We start from the raw sequence: 20,000 nt of genomic DNA, 5'->3' as shown, positions 1-20,000 counted from the left end.
AGGACGCCCGGCACTAAGCGCCCGTCTCGGAATTCGCCGCCCCAGCAGGCTTTGATTCTGGAGAGCCCTTGTGTCTCAGAAAAATCGATAAGAGGACCAGCACTGCGGTCGACATGAATTCGGACTGCCAGTTCTGGAAGGATTCGAACCAGAGGTGGGCATCCATGAGGTAACTGGCAAGCGACTGTGCCTCTCCTCCGTGCCGAAGCGTCTCCGCGTTGGCGGCCGCAAGGCTCGCCCACCAATGCAGCGCAAAGGAGATGAAAAACAACACGGCCAGCGCTATCCCCAGCGAGTAAGAATAAAGCCATGACAGAACCGGGTTCCGCCTCAGGGTAGTAGTCGGTAATTCGTCGTCGGGCCGGTCGGGATCGTCAGGATCGCGAGATTCAGCCGAGCCGCGCTGGAACAGCATCGCGGTAAGCATAACGTAGGCCGACATCTGCAGGAATTCGCTCTCCCAGTTCTCGAAAAGGGCCGATAGGAAATCGCCGCTCATCAGATACGATAGCAGGCCGATTGCTGGAGAGCCGTGGTGCTGAAGCTCTTCATTGTAGGCGGAATGACCGGACCAGATCATTCCCAGCCCGCTGAACAGGAACAGAGCCACCAGCGCAATCGTGAGGCCATTGTCCCGAACGAACGTTTTCACGGATCATGGCCCCAACTGGCGGGCAGCTTCAGCCTCTTGAACGTCGATGGCGCACAGCAGCTCGCCCTTCTCGTCCCGCACGCGTACGAGCCAGCCTGTCAAGGCGTCGGTACCCGGCTCCAGGTCGACCAAAAGATCGATTGCGCAGCGCATAGCCTCCTCACGCGCCGCGTCGAAGCTCGGCATCCTCGACGGCGGTAACTGGCGGCTGCCTTCGCCATCACGATACTCGAATATGTAGGCGCCCTCGTTCCCATCAGTGGCCTCCGTGACGGCGACTTCGTCGAAATTGCCATTGCTTCGGGCATCGTAATCGTTGACCGCGAGGCCGAAAGTAGCGGTTTTCACCAGGATTGCGCGTGCCCGATCAAAAGCTGCGGCGTCGCTTCCAGATTCGAGGCTGGCCATGTCGACAGTCACGCAGTCCCCGCCTTCTCCGCAAAAGAGAACCCGCAGGACAGGCTCTCCGGTCAACGCCGTCGCACGGGAGACATCAGTTCGAACAATTTCCATTCGGCACTCCTCCTAAAGCACTCGCAACGGTCACAGCTTGACGGCCATTTCCCGGCTCCAAAGACGGAGCTTCCGGCATGACTCGATGAATCTGTCTACCGCCTTCGGATCCTCGAGCTCGATCAGGCCTTCGTCAGCTTCAGGATCGACACCGGCCTTCTGCAATAGCGGGATGCTACCCGGCGTGAACGCGATAAACTTGCAGTGGGCGAAGGCGTCGGCGACGAAGTCGCGGGCCGCAGCCTCACAAGTCAGGCGCTCAGCTCCCTCTTTAGAGAGGATCAGTGCCACGGCGTCGAACAGAACCGATGGCCCGCCGTCGATCATGTGCTTCGCCGCGATCCAGCTGCCGTCAGCGGCCTCGACGCCGCCGACCTTCGGCGCGACGACCTCCATGACGGCGCCTTCTTTCTCGATCGCTGTTTGCAACTTCTTCAGCAATGCCGCATCGGCGCCGGGACTGACAAGCACGCCAACCTTGCGGCCGGCAAAGCTTTCCGGGCCGTTTTCGATGATACTGAGCGCTGGCGACGGTTCGAGATCGTCGCGGGGCGCAACAGCGGCATCCGCCGGCTTGGGCAGTTCCTTCATGCCGAGTTTGTCGGCGACTGTTTCGGCAAGTCCCTCGTCAATGTTGAGTAGATGCGCGACCATGCGCTCACGGATGGCAACCGTCTCGACCTTGCTCAGCTCAAACGTCAATGCCATCGCGATATGGCGCTGCTCTGGTGCAGTCTGGCTGTTAAAGAACTGGCGCGCCTGGCTGTAGTGGTCGGCGAAGCTTTCAGCGCGTAGCCGGACCTTCTGCCCTTCCTCCGCATCCGCGAAAGACCGGAAACCCCGCTGTGGCGATTCCCGAGGGCCTTCGCCAAAGGAATTCGGCTGGTAGTTCACGCGCCCGACAGGGTTGCGCATCGCCATATGCCCGTCCTGCTGGAAGTGGTGGAATGGGCACTTCGGGGCATTGATTGGGATATGCGTGAAGTTGGGGCTACCGAGACGTTTCAACTGGGTGTCGAGATAGGAAAAGTTGCGGCCCTGCAGCAGCGGGTCGTTGGAGAAGTCGATCCCCGGCGGCACGTTCTGCGTCATGAACGCGACCTGCTCGGTCTCGGCGAAGAAGTTGTCGGGCATACGGTCCAGCACCAGTCGGCCGACCGGCACCGGTGGAAGAATTTCTTCGGGAATGATCTTGGTGGGGTCCAGCACGTCGAAGTCAAAACTGTCTGCGAACTTTTGGTCGAAAAGCTGCAGGTTCAGCTCCCATTCCGGAAAGTCGCCGGCCTGAATGGCATTCCACAGATCGCGCCGGTGGAAATCCGGGTCGGCGCCGTTGATCTTCACCGCCTCGTTCCAGACGACCGACTGCATGCCGAGCTTCGGCTTCCAGATGAATTTGACGAAGGTGGATTCGTTCTTGGCATTGACCAGCCGGAACGTGTGAACGCCAAAGCCTTGCATGAACCGGAAAGACCGCGGGATGGCGCGGTCCGACATGACCCACATGATCATGTGCATCGATTCCGCCGTGAGGCTGATGAAGTCCCAGAAATTGTCGTGCGCCGACTGCGCTTGCGGAAAGGCCCGATCGGGTTCGGGCTTCACCGCATGGATGATGTCGGGGAACTTGATGGCGTCCTGGATGAAGAAGACCGGGATGTTGTTCCCCACGAGATCCCAGTTGCCTTCCTGCGTATAGAATTTGACGGCAAAGCCGCGCACGTCTCGGGCCAGGTCGAAAGAACCTTTCGATCCCGCGACCGTCGAGAAGCGCACGAAGACCGGCGTTTTTTCGCCGGCCCGCTGGAAGATGTCGGCACGCGTATAGGCCGCGAGCGACTCGTAGGTCTCGAAAAAGCCGTGTGCGCCATAGCCGCGCGCATGCACAACGCGTTCGGGGATGCGCTCGTGATCGAAGTGGAAAATCTTCTCTCGGAAGTGAAAGTCCTCGATCAGCGTTGGCCCCCGCTCGCCGACCTTCAAAGTGTTCTGGTCGTCCGCAACCGGGCCGCCCTGAGCCGTCGTCAGGACCGGGATGTCCCCCTCGGCGATCTGGTGAAGTTCTCCCCCGTTCCCTCGCGTCAGCTTTTGATCATGGATCGTCGCGGGCTTGCCCGACGACTGTCTAGCGCTCTTCGTCATTGTTGTTCCTTCAAGGAATTGCGCATTTGCGCCCCACCCTTAATGCGATCGTCAGCATTGTGTTCCGAACAGGAGGGTTGGCAAAAAACCGAAAATTGCCAGCGGAAGCACAAATAACTTCGTCATCGACAATCGAAAGGAACAAACGCGATACCGGTTTGTTTCTGTCTCAGCACACGAAGTGCCTCACAAGGACCTCTCATGAAACCCCGCTTACTTCTGGCCTCGGCGGCCACCGCCGCAGCCCTCTATGTTGCGCTCCCCGCGCTCGCGGCGGACACCGCCCAAGAATTCGTCAACAAGGCTGCGATCGGCGGAATGTTCGAGGTGGAATCGAGCAAGGTTGCCGCCGGCAAAGTTCAGGACCAGAGCGTGGAGGATTTCGCGCAAAAGATGATCGACGATCATGGCGCCGCCAACGCCAAACTCGCGACGATCGCCGGCGAGCAGAAGCTGGAGGTGCCTACGGCGCTCGACGCCAAGCACAAGGCCGATCTCGATACCTTGAACAATGCGGTCGACCCGGTCGACGCCCCCTACATCCAGATCCAGCGAGATGCGCATGCCGAGGCGGTCACTCTGTTCGAAGCCTACGCCCAGGACGGCGACAACGCGCCTTTGAAGAGCTTTGCCGCGGAAACGCTGCCCACCCTTAAAATGCACCGAGAGATGGTGGAGGCGATGGCATCCGGGACGCCTGACGGTCAGTCCGGATCTTCAACCTCCACGACGCCGGCCGTTAACACGCCGGACACCACGAATCCGGCGGCCCCCGTGCCGGGCGCGAACAGTTTCACCGAAGACCAAGCCAGGGACCGTATCCAGGAAGCCGGGTTCACCGACGTCACCGCGCTGACCAAGGATGATCAGGGCATCTGGCGCGGTCAGGCCGTCAAAGACGGCAAAAGCACCGCTGTTGCCCTCGACTTCCAAGGCAACGTCGTTGCCGGCGCCAACTGAGCACAAATTTAGGAGTTCAAGACTATGAAGACTATTACCGGACTGTTCGACAACTATGAAGATGCCTCCGCCGCGGTCAGGGACCTAGAGGCGAACGGCGTTCCGAATTCCGACATCAGCATTGTCGCGAGCAACTCGACCGGTTGGTACGACGACGACAACATCCGCGATGATAGCACCGACGCTGCGGAAGGTGCAGCTGGCGGTGCCGGCATCGGTGCAGTCGTTGGGGGCGCTGGCGGATTGTTGACGGGGCTTGGTCTTATGGCGATTCCAGGGGTCGGCCCGGTCGTGGCCGCCGGATGGCTCGCCGCCACGGCCGTCGGTGCCTTGGGCGGTGCGGTGGTAGGCGGAGCCGCCGGTGGCATTGTCGGGGCTCTCACCGATTCTGGAATTCCCGAAGACGATGCCCATGTCTATGCGGAAGGTGTTCGCCGGGGCGGGACTTTAGTGACAGCCAGGGTTGCCGACAACCTTATCGCTGACGCGGAAGCAATTCTCGGCCAGGCCAATTCCGTTAATCTGGAAGAGCGCCGCACCTCGTACAATGAGAGTGGTTGGACTGCCTTCGATCCTCACGCCGAAGACTATACCGTCGACAAGATCGGCGACCGAGCAAGAACCGTCAACAGGCCATGATCACCCAAATCCGCTGTTCTTAGAACAGCGGATTTTTCGTGACCCGCTGGGATGTCCCCGCAACCAGCTCCAACATCGGGCACGAGCCCGATGGGTGTTTCCGTTCGCCGCTCGTTTCGGCCTTAGTACCCAAGAGAATGCTGCCTTGAACGTCACAGTCTCGCTCTCATCTTCCGAACTAGAACGCACTTTCGGGGATTACCCCCTGATCTGCTTTTCGCACCTGCGCTGGGATTTCGTTCTTCAGCGGCCGCAGCATCTCATGCAGCGATTTTCGAATCACCGCCGGGTGTTCTTTTGGGAAGAGCACATCCCGACAGACCATCACCTGCCCTATCTCGAATTCCACGCTTTCGACGGTACGGAAGTCGTTGCCGTGCGGCCACGTATCCCACATGCATGGCAGAGTGAACGGCTTCAAGCCGCGCTGTCGCGCCTGCTTGACCAACTACTTGCGCTGACCGGTGCCGAGCGGCCGATCCTGTGGTTCTACACACCGGTCATGTATCCGATTGCACAGCATATCGATGCCGCAGCAGTGGTATACGACTGCATGGACGAACTGTCGGCTTTCCGCTTCGCGCCTCCCGATCTGCGCGCGCGCGAAAAGCTTTTGATGCAGCACGCCGACGTCGTCTTCACCGGAGGCCATAGTATCTATGAAGCAAAGCGGTATCAGCATGGCAACATCCATGCCTTCCCCTCGAGCGTCGACTTTGCGCATTTCGTCGCCGCGCGCTCGAGTGCCGCCGCTTCCGCCAACTCAGCCAAATCACGGGCTGTTCTCGGCTATTACGGCGTTATCGACGAGCGTATCGACCTCGACCTTATCGCAAAGCTGGCCGTGGCGCGGCCAGACTGGTCGATGGTCATGGTTGGGCCGATCGCCAAGATCGACCCACTGTCGCTGCCTCAGGCGAAAAATATCCACTATCCCGGTCGCAAGGATTATGCCGAACTTCCCGCATGCCTGGGCAGTTGGGACGTGGCATTGATGCCCTTTGCGATCAACGAGGCGACGCGTTTCATCAGCCCGACCAAGACGCCGGAATATCTGGCGGCAGGCAGACCCGTGGTTTCCACACCCGTTCCAGACGTCGTACGCCACTATGGCGATGTTGAGGGCGTCCTGATTGCCGGCGACACCGATGCCTTCATTGCAGCCTGCGAGCAGGCACTTGCGTTGTCGAGAAATCGCAATGCCTGGCTTCCGGCGGTCGACAGACTTCTGGCCCGCACCTCCTGGGACCATACTTTCCTGAACATGTCAGCGCTGGTCGACGAAGCCATCGCGAAGAAAAGCGAGATGGTTAGCACCCCAGCGAAGCCGGTTATCTTTCGGCCGACCGGCGCAGCACCCTACGATTATCTCGTCGTCGGTGCAGGCTTCGCCGGTTCGGTACTAGCCGAGCGGTTAGCTACGTCCGGCAAGCGGGTCTTCCTCTGCGACCGTCGCCCGCATATCGCGGGCAACACATTCGATATGCGCAATGAAGCCGGCATTCTCATTCACAAGTACGGACCGCACATCTTCCATACCAACAGTGAGGAAATCTTTGCCTATCTCTCCCGATTTACGCGCTGGCGTCCCTACGAACATCGCGTACTTGCCGACGTAGGCAGAAGGCTCATACCGATTCCTATCAACCGCACGACGCTGAATGGACTTTATGGACTCGATCTGAAGGATGAGGCTGCCGCTGCCGACTTCCTTGCAAGCCGGGCCGAGCCGGTAGCAGACATCCGCACATCGCGAGATGTGGTCGTCAGCCAAGTGGGCACTGACCTCTACCGAACTTTCTTCGAGGGCTACACGCGCAAGCAATGGGGACTCGATCCCTCGCAGCTTGACAAATCCGTGACGGCTCGCATCCCGACTCGCACATCGACCGACGACCGCTATTTCCTCGACACCTATCAGGCAATGCCGGCAGACGGCTTTACGCGTCTTTTCGAGAATATGCTCTACCACGACAACATTCGCGTCGAGACTGGGGTTGATCACCGAGATCTGGACGGCGAAAAACTGGCGCGCCGCACCATCTTCACAGGGCCGATCGACGCCTTTTTTCTCCATCGGTTCGGGCCGCTGCCCTATCGCAGTCTTGAATTTCGCCACGAAACGCTGGATCAGGAGCAGTTTCAGCCGGTCGCGGTCGTCAACTACCCATCCGAGGACGTGCCGTACACCCGCGTCACCGAATACAAGCACCTCACTGGCCAGAGCCACGCAAAAACCAGCATCTCATACGAATACGCTCGCGCCGACGGTGACCCCTATTACCCGATCCCGCGGCCAGAGAACCAGTCGCTCTACAAGCGATACGAGGCGCTGGCACGCACGCACGACGATGTCATCTTTGTCGGACGTCTCGGCACCTATAAATATTACAACATGGACCAGGTCGTCGGGCAGGCCCTTGCCACGTTCCGGCGACTGGAGAAGGCCGAGGCCATGGCGGCCGAAAATTGGACTGCGGCAGCAGAATGACCAGCGATCGGCCCCTGATCGCGCTGGCCACGGACAGCGCGGTGCCTTCCGGCGTGGGCGAGCACATGCTTACGCTCGCAAGAGCGCTCTCACCCACGCATGATATCGCGCTCGTCTTCCCTCCCAATAACGACGCGGCTCGCTTCATAAGCCGTGGCAGCGAGGCAGGCTTTGAAACCGTTAGGCTGGACGACGCCTTTGCCGGATGGCTCAAAACGCTGCGTCCAGCAATCCTTCACGTCCATGCCGGCATCGGCTGGGAAGGCCATGATTTGGTGGAAGCAGGTTGGAACGTAGGCATTCCTGTCGTACGCACTGAGCACCTCCCATACCTGCTCACAGATCCAGATCAAAAATCCCGCCATCGCATAGCGGCGAACCTAGCGGACACGCTCGTCGTCGTTTCAGATGCCGCGGCAGAGAGCTACCTGGCCCAGGGTTTCGCCCATACCTTGACCATCCGCAACGGCATCGACACGCCGGTGGCGCGTAGAACACGCAGCCAAACCCGCGCAGCGTTGGCCATCGCCGACGAATCGCAGATCGTAATCACTGTTGCGCGCTTCACTGCGCAAAAAGGTCATGCTTGCCTGTTGCGCGCGGCTGAGGAAGTGACGCGCGAACTGCAGGATGTTGTTTTTCTCTTGGTTGGCGACGGGCCTGATCGGGAGGCCATGCAGATATTGGCCACGTCCTTGGAGTTATCCAACGTCGCGTTCCTCGGCAAACGCACGGACGTGCCGGATCTGCTCGCAGCGGCCGACTTGTTCGTGCTGCCGTCGCTGTTTGAAGGTCTTCCCCTTGCGGTGTTGGAGGCGATGGCGCTTGCCTTGCCGGTCGTCGCAACCCGCATCGGCGGCACCATCGAGGCCTTGGGTAGCGACCATCCCTTTCTGGTATCTGCCGGCGAGCCGTCGCCGCTTGCCGCCGCAATCGTCGCGGCTCTCGCCAAAGGAGCCACAAGCCAGGCCGTTGGTTACACAGAACGCAAACGCTTTGAGGAACGGTTTACCGCAACGCGTATGGGCCAGGAAACGGCATCGCTATACCGCGCGGCGAGCGAAAGGATGTGCGTAGCATGAACGTCGAACGCGAAGGGTTGAAGATAGGCTTCATCGGCGCCGGAGGTATTGCTGCGCGACATGTCGGCGTGCTGTCTCAGATGAACGATGTCGCGATTGTCGGTGTGGCTGATGCCGACTTCGGTCGGGCGAGGGAACTCGCTGGAAAGCTCGGAGCCAATGCTTACAATTCCCATGCAGATCTCCTCGACAGGGAAAGTCTGGACGCGGTCTATATTTGCGTGCCGCCGTTCGCTCACGGCGACATTGAAGTGGCTGTCATCGACGCCGGCCTGCCGTTTTTCGTCGAAAAGCCCGTCTCACTTGACCTCGCATCTGCTCAAAACATTGCCAGAAAGGTTGAAGACCATGGCATTGTAACTGGTGTCGGCTACCACTGGCGCTATCTCGACACGGTCGAGGAAGCGCGGGGCCTGTTGGCAGGAAATCCCGCCGCGCTGATCAACGGTTACTGGCTCGACCAGACGCCGCCCCCGCAATGGTGGTGGCGGCAGGACCGGTCCGGCGGCCAGATCGTCGAGCAGGCGACCCACGTCATCGATCTTGTCCGTCATCTCGTCGGCGAGGTGACCGAGGTCTATGCGCTGGGTGCCCGTACGGCTGAACGCCACGATTTTCCGGGTCTCGACATTGCGACAGCCACTGCAGTCTCGCTGCGCTTCGCATCAGGCGCGGTCGGCACGCTGTCCGCGACCTGCCTGCTGGGCTGGCCGCATCGCACCGGAATTCATCTTTTTTCCGACCGCATGGCAATCGAATTGTCGGATCACGAGATCATGGTCGATGTCGGGCGCGGTCGCCCCATGCGGCATGCAGAAGGCGACCCGGTTGAGCGCGAGGACCGCGATTTCCTCGACGCCGTGTGCGGGCTGCCGAACCGCATACGCTGCCGCTATGGCGAAGCGTTGAAGACGCACCATGTCGCGCTGGCGATCGCACAATCCGCCGTGTCCGGCCAGCCGGTCCTAATCAAGCCGGTCATGGGGATGGCCGATGCCTGACCATCGCACCATTCGTTCGCTCGGCGTCGAGACACCGGGAAGGCCCTATTTCTTCTCTTATGAGGAAGGACCGCCATCGGACGGGCAGATTCGGCTCGACGCGCTCTACAGTGGCTTTTCCGCCGGCACGGAGCTGACTTTCCTGAAGGACACCAATCCCTATCTGCGGTCGCGCTGGGATGGCGAGCGCGGTGTGTTCGTCGAGGGCGAGCCGAGCGCGCGGTTTCCCGTGCCGTTCCTCGGCTACATGGAGGTCGGGCGCATCACCGAGAGCCGCGCGGATGGCTTCGGCGCCGGCGACGTCGTCGCCGCAAGCTATGGCCACAAATCGGGCCACACCGCCGACCCCTTCCATGAGTTGCTGGTCGCGATGCCGGATGGCATCGACCCGATGCTCGGCATCTTCGTCGCGCAGATGGGGCCGATCGCCGCCAATGGCATCCTGCATGCGGATGCGGAAATCTTCGGGCCGGACGTGCGGCATCTGGGGGAAAGCCTCGATGGGCGTCCGGTCGTCGTTGTCGGCGGAGGGACGGTCGGCCTGCTCACCGCGCTGTTCGCGCAGGATGCTGGCGCAGAGATCATCCTCGCCGAACCGTCCGCCTGGCGGCGCGAGAAGGCCGAAGCGCTTGGTGTGAGGGCGATGACGGAGGATCAAGCATGGCAGCATGCCAAAGCGCGCTGGCATCAGGGCGGGCGGGATCGCGGTGCCGACTTCGTGTTCCAGACGCGCGCGCGATCCGAAAGCCTGCACGACGCGCTGCGGGCGTTGCGACCACAGGGCACGGTCATCGACCTCGCCTTCTACCAGGGTGGCGCGGACCGAACGCGGCTCGGCGAAGAGTTCCACCATAACGGCCTGTCGCTTCGCTGCGCCCAGATCGGCCGGGTGCCGCGCGGGCTCGCGCATCTATGGGACCGACGCCGGCTATCGGCCGAGACGCTCATGCTCCTGGAACGACATGGCGAGGGGATCCGTCGCGAGATGATCACACATGTCGTGCCAATCGATGAGGCGCCCACTTTCCTGACGCGCCTGGTGTCCGACCGTCCTGAATTCCTCCAGATCGTGTTCAGCTTCGAATGACGGGCGAGACCCCCGAGCCAGTCCGCATCCTGTTCGTCTTCGCCTGGCTGGTGGTCGGTGGCGAGGAGACGGAAGTGCGGCTGCTTGCCCGCGCGCTCGATCCTCGGCGCTACCGCATCGATGTCGTGGCGTGCTTCCGCAAGACCGGCATGCCGGACCAGACCCACCGTCAGCTGGAAGCGCTCGGCGTCGATGTCGATTGCACGCCTTACGACCTCTCCTTCGAGGACACGGTCGATTATCTCGCGAACAAAGTCCCGGCATATGACGTGGTCGTCTCCTGCCAGAACGTCGCCGATATTTACCCCGCCCTTGAAAAGCTTTACTGGCGTCCGCCGTTAATCGAGCATGGCGGCCTGGTTTCCGAGGCCCTGGCCGGCCCCAAGCATTTCACCAGCCGCTATGTCGGCGTCTGCCGGTCGATCCAGGACGCCGCGGCTTCACGAATGCCGGGACGCGAACGCCACGCGCTCGAAATTCCCTCCATGGTCGACCTGTCTGAATTCGCGCCGTTTGATCGCGTCCGCATGCGAGCAAGCCTCGGCGTGTCCGACGATGGGCTGCTGGTCGGATGGGTCGGCAGACTAGACGCCAAGAAGCGCGTCGAGGATTTTGTCGAGGCCGCCGCGCTCGTCCACGCTCGGCTACCCCTTGTGCGTTTCGTCGTTATCGGCGGACCGGACGCCTTCATGCCCGAGTACGCCGAGACATTGCGACAGCTTGCCGTCGCTCGCGGTCTTTCCGGTGCGCTGACATTTCTCGGGGACCGCGACGACGTGCCGGCGCTGCTTGTCGCGATGGACGCCTCCGTCTGGCTCTCGCGCGGCGAAGGTATGCCGCATGTCATAGCGGAGGCAGGGGCGGCGGGTCTGCCGGTGATAGCGACCGCCGACAACGGCTCGATGCAGCAGATCGAGCACGACGTCTCCGGTCTCTTCGTGCCGCATGAATCTCCTGCTGACGCGGCCGCGGCGATCGAGCGGCTGGCCGGCGATCCGATGCTGCGCGCGCGTCTCGGCCGCGCGCTGTGCGACAAGGTGCAGGCCATCTACGCCGCCGAGGTCGTCGTGCCGCAATGGCAGACACTGTTCGAGGACGTGCTGCGGGAGCGCAAGCCCGCGCCAGCCCCGTCGCTGCTTGCCAGCTTCCTCCAGGGCGGTTTCGAATGCTCCACCCACAAGCGTCGCGACGGGCACCGCCTCGACCTGCTTGCGGCCACGGGCCATGACCGCCACGCCGCTGCCGACTATGCGCAGCTTTCCGAACATGGGATCCGCACGGTCCGCGACGGCCTGCGCTGGCATCTGATCGAACGGCAGCCCGGCAATTATGACTGGTCGAGCTTTCTGCCGATGCTGCGAGCCGCGAAGGGACAGCGCAGCCAGGTGGTCTGGGACCTGATGCACTATGGCTGGCCGGACGACCTCGACATCTGGTCGTCAGCTTTCGCCGACCGCTTCGCACGCTTCGCGGCAGCCGCCGCGAAAACCGTTCGCGATGAGACGAGCGAAATCCCGTTCTACTGCCCCATCAATGAGATATCGTTCCACGCCTGGGGCGGCGGCGATGCGGCCTATCTCAATCCTTGGGCACGCGGGCGCGGCTTCGAACTGAAGGTCCAACTCGCGCGCGCGGCTATCGGGGCGATGCACGAAATCCTGGCCATCGATCCACGCGCGCGCTTCGTGCATTGCGAACCAGCGATCAACATCGCAGCCGACCCGTCCCGACCGCTTCAGCGTGGCGAGGCGGAGGGTGCGCGGCTGGCACAGTTCCAGGCCTTCGACCTGATTTCCGGGCGCCTCTGGCCTCAGCTCGGAGGCGAGGCGAAGCTGCTCGATATCGTCGGCCTCAACTACTACCACGACAATCAGTGGCTGTTCGGCGGGCCGCCTGTCGCCGCCGGCCATCCGCAGTCCAAGCCCTTTCGCTACTTTCTCACCGAGGCCTACGCCCGCTACGGTCGTCCGCTGCTCGTCGCCGAGACCGGGACCGAGGGCGATGGCCGTGCCGCCTGGTTCTCCATGATCACCGAAGAGGTCGAGGCCGCGCGTGCCGTCGGCGTGCCGGTCGAAGGCATCTGCCTCTATCCGATCATCGACCATGTCGGCTGGGAGGACGATCGCGATTGCCCGAGCGGGCTCTTGTCAAGCCGCCTGTCGAACGGCCGACGCGAGGTGCACGCGCCGCTGGCAGCGGCTATCGAACGCTCGCGGCAGGACAACGAGCGCAGTTGTCCCGGGGCGGCCGATGCCGCATGACAGGCACCCGAGGCGCATCGTCGTGATCAGCGATTTCTGCGACGGCTGGTTGATGCCGAGCCAAGTCGCATCGCTCGAAGAGGCAGCCGCCTCATGGCGTTCGGGCGAGCGCGGTCCCGCACCGGGAACGGCATACGGTCTGGACATTTCAGAAAAACCCGCCGTGGTCGGAGGCTATCTCGAACGCCTGCCGCTTGCCGCCGTGCGGCAAGGACTGTGCGACACGGCCGAAATATGGTCTTTCTCGGCCCAGCCCACGCTCCCGCCATGGTCAGTCGAGCCGCCGGGGCTGACCAGACGCTCCTTCCGGCCCGACGATCCCGGCAGCCGCCCGTTTTCCTCCACGGATATGCTTGGCCATATAGCGGCCTTCGGACCGCCGGACATTCTCTGCGTCTGGGGGCTGGGCGTTGACGCGTCAATTCTGGAAGCCTGTTCCACCAGCGTCAGGATCTACAATTCGATCGACGCGCCGGCGCTGCGCGTGTCCGACGATGTCGGCCGGCATTTCGACATCGTGCTTACCGGCGCCGAATGGCAGTCCGAGGAAGTCGAGCGCCGTCATCCCGGCATGCTGACGGCGATCATGCCCATCGGCCCGGAATTCGCGTCGCCGGAAACCTTCTTCCCGCTTCCCCTCGAAAAGATTTACGACGTCGTCTACGTCGCTGCCGCGCAGGCCTATAAGAAGCATGAGGTGCTATTCGACGCCTTGGCGCAGATGCCCTTCTCGACGCGGGCACTCTGCGTCTGCGGCTATGGTGAACTCGGCGACGCTCTGCGGGCGCGCGTCCGCGAACTCGGCATTTCCGTCGACTTCGTGGGGCCGCCGGGTGTGGGGTTTGCTGAAGTCAACCGTCTGATGAACCTTGCCCGTGTCGGCGTCGTCTGCGGCGAGGAAGACGGCGCGCCTGCTATTCTTACGGAGTACATGCTGGCCGGCCTACCCGTGCTCGCCAATTCCCGCCTCACCTGCGGCCTGCAGTTCATCACGCCGCCAACTGGCCGGTCGGCGGGGCAAGATCAGTTTTCGGCTGTTCTGCAGGCGATGCTGGCAAACCTCGACGATTTCCGTCCGCGCGAGACAGTTCTGCGCAACTGGTCCTGGCCACACTCAGCCAAACGTTTCGCGACGGTGGTGGAAGATGCGCAAAAGCACAAGGCCGCCCTTGCAGCAGACCGAACTGGCGTCATGGTTGGCCCAAATTGCCAACGCGAACACTAAGGAACTGCAGTTTCCCAGGATACCAATCATACTGAAGCAAAATTCTCGACAGTGCTACCCCTTGGCGAGATGGCAGTCCCTGTCTGCGGGTAGTCTGTCGTAACAAAACTATGAGGAAGCATTTATGGCGAGTGCACGGGGAGAAGCTGAAGTGACTGCGAGGCTCGCGCGTGAGCACGGCGTTTCCGAGGACGCTGTGAGGGCGGTCTTCAATGCCTTGCGCCGCGGTGGCGGAACCATGGCCCAGTTCAGCCACGCCGACTTCGGCGGGATGTCGCAATGGTCTTCCGGCATGACCATGATCGGCGACATGTTCAACGACAGCCTTAAAGCAAAGCTCAATGCCATTGCCGGTGAGTTGTCGAGATACCTGCGCGACCACCCTGAGGACCGGGGTGATGGTCGCACTGTCAGTTATCATTCTGACAGCACTCGCAACGCCGGTTCATGGTGGCCCCAAGAGCTTGGTGTTCCTTCTTCCGTCGGATCGCAAAATGATATGCGCTATGCAGTGTTTCCCGAGATGCGTCGCCTCGTCATCGACGATCGTGGCCAGATTACGGCCTACGAGACCGGCAACCATCGGATCTCCGGCGTGTCGCAAGCGCAGAGCACGGATTCGACGCTGACCTTCATCGGTCAGCACGGCGTCGTCCGGGTATCGGATCTCAAACGGGCGGATATGCCCGCTCGCTCCTAACGCGGGCTCGGCATTCATGGAAACGGTCACCATCATCGGATACCTCGCAGCCTTCTGTTCGATGACCAGCTTCACCCCGCAGGCGTGGAAATTCATCAAGACACGTGACACTGGCAGCATCTCGGCACCAATGTTCGCGCTCACAGTTTCTGGTTTCGCGCTCTGGCTGACATTCGGGTTGATGAAAGACGAGTGGCCCATCATCATCATCACCACCGCTGTCTGTCTCATCCTTTCCGCGTTCATCCTGCTGATGACCGTGCTACCACGGGGCAAGAAGGCAGCCGTCGCCGACGCTATCGATCCCACCACGAAACGCACTGGTGATCGTGAGCGGTGATGTGAGTCAGTCGGCAGTGCCGATCTCAATGACTGGGGATCTGTCGTGACCGTACGCTATCGCCTGGGGTGTGATCTCTCTTATGAGGTGAAAGCGCCCACCGTCTTCATCTTCAACCTTGAAGTGGCGAGGCTGCTCAGGCATCACGATCTGGTTGAGTGGCTGACTGTCACACCAGACCTTCCGCGTCGGACTTACACGGTTCCCGACATACAGAATCGCTATGTGAGCGTTTCGGCGCAGCCCGGCCCGTTGAAGATCGTCTACGAGGCCGATGTCACCCTCGATGTCTTTCGCGCCGACCCGGCGACGATCGGTGAAACTCCGCTCGACGCGATCCCGCTCGACATCATGCCTTTTCTTCTGCCGTCGCGGTTCGTCCCCTCGGACAGGCTATCTGCATTTGCTTGTCGCGAGTTTGGCGATTTGCCAAAGGGTCACAGCCGCGTCACCGCGATCTGCAACTGGCTCTACGACAATATCGACTACCGTCGCGGCTCGTCGAACGAACAAACCACTGCCGACGAAAGCCTCCTGCTCAGGGCGGGAGTTTGCCGTGATTTCGCCCATCTCGGCATCGCATTCTGCCGCGCCCTCAATATTCCGGCGCGCTTCGTGAGCTGCTATGCCTACGGGCTGGAGCCGCGCGACTTCCATGCGGTATTCGAGGCATATCTTGACGGCCGCTGGTGGCTCTTCGATGGGACACGACAAGCCAATCTAGACGGGCTGGTTCGGATCGGCGTCGGCCGGGACGCTGCTGAGATCGCGTTCGCCTCGCCCTTTGGCGAGATCGAGGCCGGTCCGGTCAAGATCACCATCGACCACGCCGATGGATCTCCCGAATTGCCGGGTCGAACGACCGACGCAATCTCGACCGAGGAGACCGCGCCGAACGCTGGCGCAAATTGAACGAAATTACCTTCGTCAGTGAGAGGGGTTGGGAAGCCGACTATTCTCCAGCCTCGTTTAGAAACCGGCGCAGTTCGGTTGCCAGTTCATCCGGCGCTTCCTCCGCCATGTGGTGACCGCAGTCCAGTCCGCGTCCTTCTAGCCGTGTGGTCCATGGTCGCCAGACGCCGAGAACATCGCCGTACAGCTGTTCGAGATCATCACGCAGCGACCAAAGCGCCAGCGTCGGGCACTGCACTTTCCGCCCGGCGCGCCGCGTAGGCCTCCTCTCCCATCCGCTCCGGTGTGCCTGGATACCAAAGCTCGGGATTTGCTAATATGGCGCGTTCCGGCTTCTCGGCTTGCGCAAAAAAGAACCAGTGCCACCAAGCCGAGGCGAAGCCGACGTCGCACCGCTCCAGCGCTTCGATGATCGGCACACCGTCCAGTGCCGCCAGATGGGTAATCGCCTTGGGATGATCCATCGCCGCGCGGAAGGCCGTGTAGCTGCCGCGGTCATGTCCCACGATCGCGAAACGCTCGAATCCGAGCTTCTGCATCAAGGCGACACAATCCGCGCCCTTTGCGCGCTTTGACGAGCTCGCGTGATTCGGTGTGTCAGCCGGCTTCGATGACTGTCCAAAGCCGCGCAGATCCGGACAGACGACGGTGTGATCAGCGCCCAGAAGCGGTGCAACGCGGTGCCAGGTCGTATGCGTGCGCGGATGACCGTGGAGGAGGAGAACCGGAAGGCCGGAGCCGCCATGACGGACGCGCAGTACCGCCTCGCCCACATCGATGAATTCCAGCTTGAAGCCTTCGAACATGCCGGTGTGCCCGCGGAACCCCTCAGGCGACTCCTTTGCCGCCGGTCACACCGTAGACCTCCCCATTGATGAAGCTCGCCTCCGCCGAAGCGAGCAGCACAAAAACCGGCGCCAGTTCCACCGGTTGGCCTGGCCGGCCGAAGTCGCTGTCCTCTCCGAACTTTTTGACCTTTTCGTCCGGCTGCCCGCCGCTCGGCTGTAGCGCCGTCCAGACCGGGCCGGGCGCGACGACGTTGGCGCGGATACTCCGCTCGATAAGCTGCTTCGCGAGCGCCTTGGTGTAAGCGACGATGCCGGCCTTCGTCGTAGCATAGTCAAGCAGGATCGGTGAAGGCTGATAGGCCTGGATGGAAGCTGTGGTGATCACCGAACCGCCGGCCGGCATATGAGGGACAGCCGCCTGGGCGATCCAATGGAGCGCGTAGAGATTGGTCTTCATCGTCTTGTCGAAGTCGTCGGTCGACAGATCCTCGAGCTTCTTCCGGTACTGCTGTCGGCCGGCATTGATGACCAGGATATCGAGACCGCCCAGGCCGGTGACGGTCTTTTCCACCAGCTCCCGGCACCACGCCTCATCCTTGATGTCGCCCGGCAGTGCGATGGATGTACGCCCTTCCTCCTCGATGATAGCGATGACTTCCTTGGCGTCCGCCTCTTCCTCCGGCAGGTAGGATATCGCGACATCCGCGCCTTCGCGGGCAAAAGCGATCGCCGCCGCGCGCCCTATTCCCGAATCCCCACCGGTCACCAGCGCCTTGCGCCCCTGCAGCCGGCCGGAACCACGATAGCTCTCCTCGCCATGGTCGGGGACGGGGTCCATTTTTCGGGCAATGCCCGGCAAGGGTTGTGGTTGCTCGGGAAACGGCGGCGCTGGATATTGCTTGCGAGGATCCTGAAGCGGCGGGCGATCGGTCATGACGATATTCCATTAATTTGGGAGATTGGCCGGACATTTGTCCGACACGTCGCAACGACGGACGAAGGCAATCGTTCCTGCGACGCGCCCGCGGTTAGTGGCCGGAACGGGCGCTCGCGCCGCGCGTTCTCAACAAACCCTGTCCAAATCCAAATCCAGGAGCGCGCCGTGGGTCTGTTTACGAAAGACATCAAGACGATGGGGGATCTGTTCCTGCACGTTCTTCAGGACATCTACTATGCCGAAAAGCAGATCCTGAAGGCGCTTCCCTACATGGTCGATAAAGCGACCAACCGCGACCTGACGGCTGCCTTCGGGGCACACCTCGCCGAAACGGAAAAGCACGTGCAGCGGCTCGAGCAAGCCTTCGAGCTTATCGGCGAAAAGCCGAAGGGCACGACCTGCCCGGCAATCGACGGTATCATAAAGGAATCCAATGAGATCGCCGGCGAAGTGGCCGAGAAAAACGTCCTTGACGCCGCACTCATCGCCGCGGCGCAAGCCGTGGAGCACTACGAGATCACTCGCTACGGAACGCTGGTCGCGTGGGCGCAGGAGAGTGGCAACGAGGCCGTTGCCACACTTCTCACCACGACGCTCAACGAGGAAAAGGCGGCCGACAAAAAGCTGACCACGATCGCCGAACGAAAAGTCAACGAGAAGGCGTCGAGTTGACCGGCCGCCCGGGGTCTACGACATGAACGCGCTTGGCGAACGGACCCGATCGCTCTGGATGCGAGCCGAGGTCTGTCCTGACGCGCCGAAATTCTCGGGAAAGAAGAGCTGCGATACCGTGATCATCGGATCCGGTATCGCCGGGCTGTCGGTTGCCTCCGAACTCGCCAGCATCGGCCAGAAGGTGATCATCATCGATCGCGGGCCGATTGCCGGCGGCATGACTTCGCGAACGACAGCTCACCTGGCGCCAATTTGCGATGACGGCCTGAGCACGCTCATCAATCTGCGCGGCCAAGAAACCGCGCGGCTCTTCCAGGAAAGCCAGGAGGCGGCCGTCGCGCGCATCGAGGAGAACGTCACTCAGCTTGGCATTGACTGCAATTTCCGCCGGCTGGACGCCTTCCTGTTCCCGGCGATGGGCGTCCAGCCAAAGGAAGCCCGCGATCAGCGCCGGCAGGAATTCGATGCGGCACGACAGGTCGGGGCGGCCGCCGAGCTCGTGACCGGTGTGCCGCTCAAAGGCTTAGAGAAGGCACCAGTGCTCCGCTATCCCAACCAGGCCACTTTCCATCCACTGCGATATCTCCGTGGCTTAGCGTCAGCGATCCGCGACAAAGGGGACCGCATCTTCGCCAACAGCCCCGTGATCGCCGTCGAGGAATTGCCGAATGGCGGCGTGCGTGTCTCCACGGCAAATGACGGCGTGATCGAAGCGGCTTCGGCGGTCGTTGCCACGAATTCGCCGATCAACGATCGCTTCCAGCTTCACACCAAGATGTCGCCCTATCGCACCTATGCAATGGCTTTCACCCTGTCGCGCGGCGATCTGCCAGATGCGTTGTTCTGGGACACCGGCGATCCTTATCACTACGTGCGAATGAACCCGGGGCCGGGATCGGTCGACTATCTGATCGCCGGTGGCGCCGACCACAAATCCGGCGAAGCCGATGACGGCGACATTCGCTTCGAGGCAGTCGAGGCCTGGATCCGAGCCTTGGTGCCAACGCTGGGCAAAGAGATTACCCGCTGGTCTGGACAGGTCCTCGATACGATCGATTATTGCGCGTTCATCGGCCTCAATCCCGGCAGCAAGTCGGTCTATGTCGTCACCGGAGACTCCGGCCAGGGCATGACGCATGGCGCTCTAGCTGGCCTGCTCCTGAAGGATTTGATTACGGGTAAGGAGAACCCATGGACGGCGGTCTATGACCCGTCGCGCAAGACGCCCTCTGGCGTCTTCAATTACGTCCGAGAAAACCTATCCGTGGTTAAAAATCTCGCCGGATATATGTTGCCTGGCGAGCTGAAGTCCGTGGACGAAATCGGACCTGGTCAAGGTGGCATTCTTCGTGACGGCCTGCGCAGGATTGCCGCGTGTCGCGATCTCGACGGAAAGCTCCATCAGCACTTGGCCACCTGCACGCATTCGGAATGCGTGGTCGCCTGGAATTCGACCGAGCAGTGCTGGGACTGCTCGTGCCATGGCTCGCATTTTGCTCCCGATGGCACGGTTCTGAACGGGCCAGCGGTGCTTCCCTTGGCGCCTGTCGACGATGCGATGCGATTGTGATGAGCACCAGCACACCCGCATCCAT

The 20,000-nt window shown here is 61.6% G+C and carries 17 protein-coding genes and 1 pseudogene; 13 read left to right on the top strand and 5 right to left on the bottom strand.

The genetic code is table 11. The features are described 5' to 3' along the window. Positions 1-13: 13 nt before the first annotated feature. Genes ABMA59_RS33655 through katE form a run of 3 tightly spaced genes read right to left on the bottom strand, consistent with a single transcriptional unit; the run spans position 14 to position 3,307 of the window. The gene (locus ABMA59_RS33655; RefSeq protein WP_349009726.1) at positions 14-652 is read right to left on the bottom strand and encodes a DUF6766 family protein; all 639 of its coding nucleotides are present in this window, start codon (positions 650-652) and stop codon (positions 14-16) included. A gap of 3 nt (positions 653-655) precedes the next feature. Continuing rightward, positions 656-1,165, bottom strand: a complete 510-nt coding sequence (locus ABMA59_RS33650; RefSeq protein WP_349009725.1) for a DUF6894 family protein — start codon at positions 1,163-1,165, stop codon at positions 656-658. Positions 1,166-1,195: 30 nt separating this feature from the next. Next, complete coding sequence (katE, locus tag ABMA59_RS33645; protein WP_349009724.1) at positions 1,196-3,307, bottom strand: catalase; 2,112 nt, start codon at positions 3,305-3,307, stop codon at positions 1,196-1,198. A 201-nt stretch (positions 3,308-3,508) separates the two neighbouring features. On the opposite strand from katE, the gene ABMA59_RS33640 reads away from it, so the two are divergent. The 11 genes from ABMA59_RS33640 to ABMA59_RS33590 all read left to right on the top strand — a co-directional run bounded on the left by ABMA59_RS33640 (position 3,509) and on the right by ABMA59_RS33590 (position 16,005). Further along, positions 3,509-4,267, top strand: a complete 759-nt coding sequence (locus tag ABMA59_RS33640; RefSeq protein WP_349009723.1) for a DUF4142 domain-containing protein — start codon at positions 3,509-3,511, stop codon at positions 4,265-4,267. A 24-nt stretch (positions 4,268-4,291) separates the two neighbouring features. Further along, on the top strand, positions 4,292-4,906 hold the full coding sequence (locus ABMA59_RS33635) for a general stress protein (RefSeq protein WP_349009722.1): 615 nt from the start codon (positions 4,292-4,294) through the stop codon (positions 4,904-4,906). 262 nt (positions 4,907-5,168) lie between these two features. After that, positions 5,169-7,397, top strand: coding sequence for a UDP-galactopyranose mutase (gene glf / locus ABMA59_RS33630; protein WP_349009743.1), 2,229 nt, complete (start codon positions 5,169-5,171; stop codon positions 7,395-7,397). Next, positions 7,394-8,479 carry a glycosyltransferase gene (locus ABMA59_RS33625; RefSeq protein ID WP_349009721.1) on the top strand — a complete coding sequence of 362 codons (1,086 nt, stop codon included), beginning with the start codon at positions 7,394-7,396 and terminating at the stop codon, positions 8,477-8,479. Before glf ends, ABMA59_RS33625 begins: the two co-directional genes overlap by 4 nt. Further along, complete coding sequence (locus ABMA59_RS33620; RefSeq protein ID WP_349009720.1) at positions 8,476-9,480, top strand: Gfo/Idh/MocA family protein; 1,005 nt, start codon at positions 8,476-8,478, stop codon at positions 9,478-9,480. The genes ABMA59_RS33625 and ABMA59_RS33620 overlap by 4 nt, the downstream gene beginning before the upstream one ends. Next, positions 9,473-10,567: a zinc-dependent alcohol dehydrogenase gene (locus ABMA59_RS33615; protein ID WP_349009719.1), complete on the top strand. Its 1,095-nt coding sequence runs from the start codon at positions 9,473-9,475 to the stop codon at positions 10,565-10,567. Before ABMA59_RS33620 ends, ABMA59_RS33615 begins: the two co-directional genes overlap by 8 nt. Next, positions 10,564-12,828: a glycosyltransferase family 4 protein gene (locus tag ABMA59_RS33610; RefSeq protein ID WP_349009718.1), complete on the top strand. Its 2,265-nt coding sequence runs from the start codon at positions 10,564-10,566 to the stop codon at positions 12,826-12,828. The genes ABMA59_RS33615 and ABMA59_RS33610 overlap by 4 nt, the downstream gene beginning before the upstream one ends. Further along, positions 12,818-14,053, top strand: coding sequence for a glycosyltransferase (locus ABMA59_RS33605; RefSeq protein ID WP_349009717.1), 1,236 nt, complete (start codon positions 12,818-12,820; stop codon positions 14,051-14,053). The genes ABMA59_RS33610 and ABMA59_RS33605 overlap by 11 nt, the downstream gene beginning before the upstream one ends. 151 nt (positions 14,054-14,204) lie before the next feature. After that, on the top strand, positions 14,205-14,753 hold the full coding sequence (locus ABMA59_RS33600) for a hypothetical protein (protein WP_349009716.1): 549 nt from the start codon (positions 14,205-14,207) through the stop codon (positions 14,751-14,753). A gap of 16 nt (positions 14,754-14,769) precedes the next feature. Further along, the gene (locus ABMA59_RS33595) at positions 14,770-15,093 is read left to right on the top strand and encodes a SemiSWEET family sugar transporter (RefSeq protein WP_349009715.1); all 324 of its coding nucleotides are present in this window, start codon (positions 14,770-14,772) and stop codon (positions 15,091-15,093) included. Between the two features lie 45 nt (positions 15,094-15,138). Continuing rightward, a complete protein-coding gene (locus ABMA59_RS33590) occupies positions 15,139-16,005 on the top strand; it encodes a transglutaminase-like domain-containing protein (RefSeq protein ID WP_349009714.1) in 867 nt (288 codons plus the stop codon). A 40-nt stretch (positions 16,006-16,045) separates the two neighbouring features. On the opposite strand, the pseudogene ABMA59_RS33585 reads toward ABMA59_RS33590, so the two are convergent. Continuing rightward, positions 16,046-16,811 (bottom strand): annotated as a pseudogene (locus tag ABMA59_RS33585) (alpha/beta fold hydrolase). A gap of 22 nt (positions 16,812-16,833) precedes the next feature. Continuing rightward, positions 16,834-17,727 carry an SDR family oxidoreductase gene (locus ABMA59_RS33580; protein ID WP_349009713.1) on the bottom strand — a complete coding sequence of 298 codons (894 nt, stop codon included), beginning with the start codon at positions 17,725-17,727 and terminating at the stop codon, positions 16,834-16,836. A 168-nt stretch (positions 17,728-17,895) separates the two neighbouring features. Between ABMA59_RS33580 and ABMA59_RS33575 the strand changes: the two genes are divergently transcribed. Together ABMA59_RS33575 and ABMA59_RS33570 are read left to right on the top strand one after the other, a co-directional pair. Then, positions 17,896-18,402 carry a YciE/YciF ferroxidase family protein gene (locus tag ABMA59_RS33575; RefSeq protein WP_349009712.1) on the top strand — a complete coding sequence of 169 codons (507 nt, stop codon included), beginning with the start codon at positions 17,896-17,898 and terminating at the stop codon, positions 18,400-18,402. Positions 18,403-18,424: 22 nt separating this feature from the next. Next, entirely contained in the window at positions 18,425-19,975 is a 1,551-nt protein-coding gene (locus ABMA59_RS33570) for an FAD-dependent oxidoreductase (protein ID WP_349009711.1), read from the top strand. Positions 19,976-20,000: the final 25 nt, after the last annotated feature.

This window comes from Mesorhizobium yinganensis (assembly GCF_040081985.1).
Taxonomy (GTDB): Bacteria; Pseudomonadota; Alphaproteobacteria; order Rhizobiales; family Rhizobiaceae; genus Kumtagia; species Kumtagia yinganensis.
This window is presented reverse-complemented; position numbering and strand designations above follow the sequence as displayed.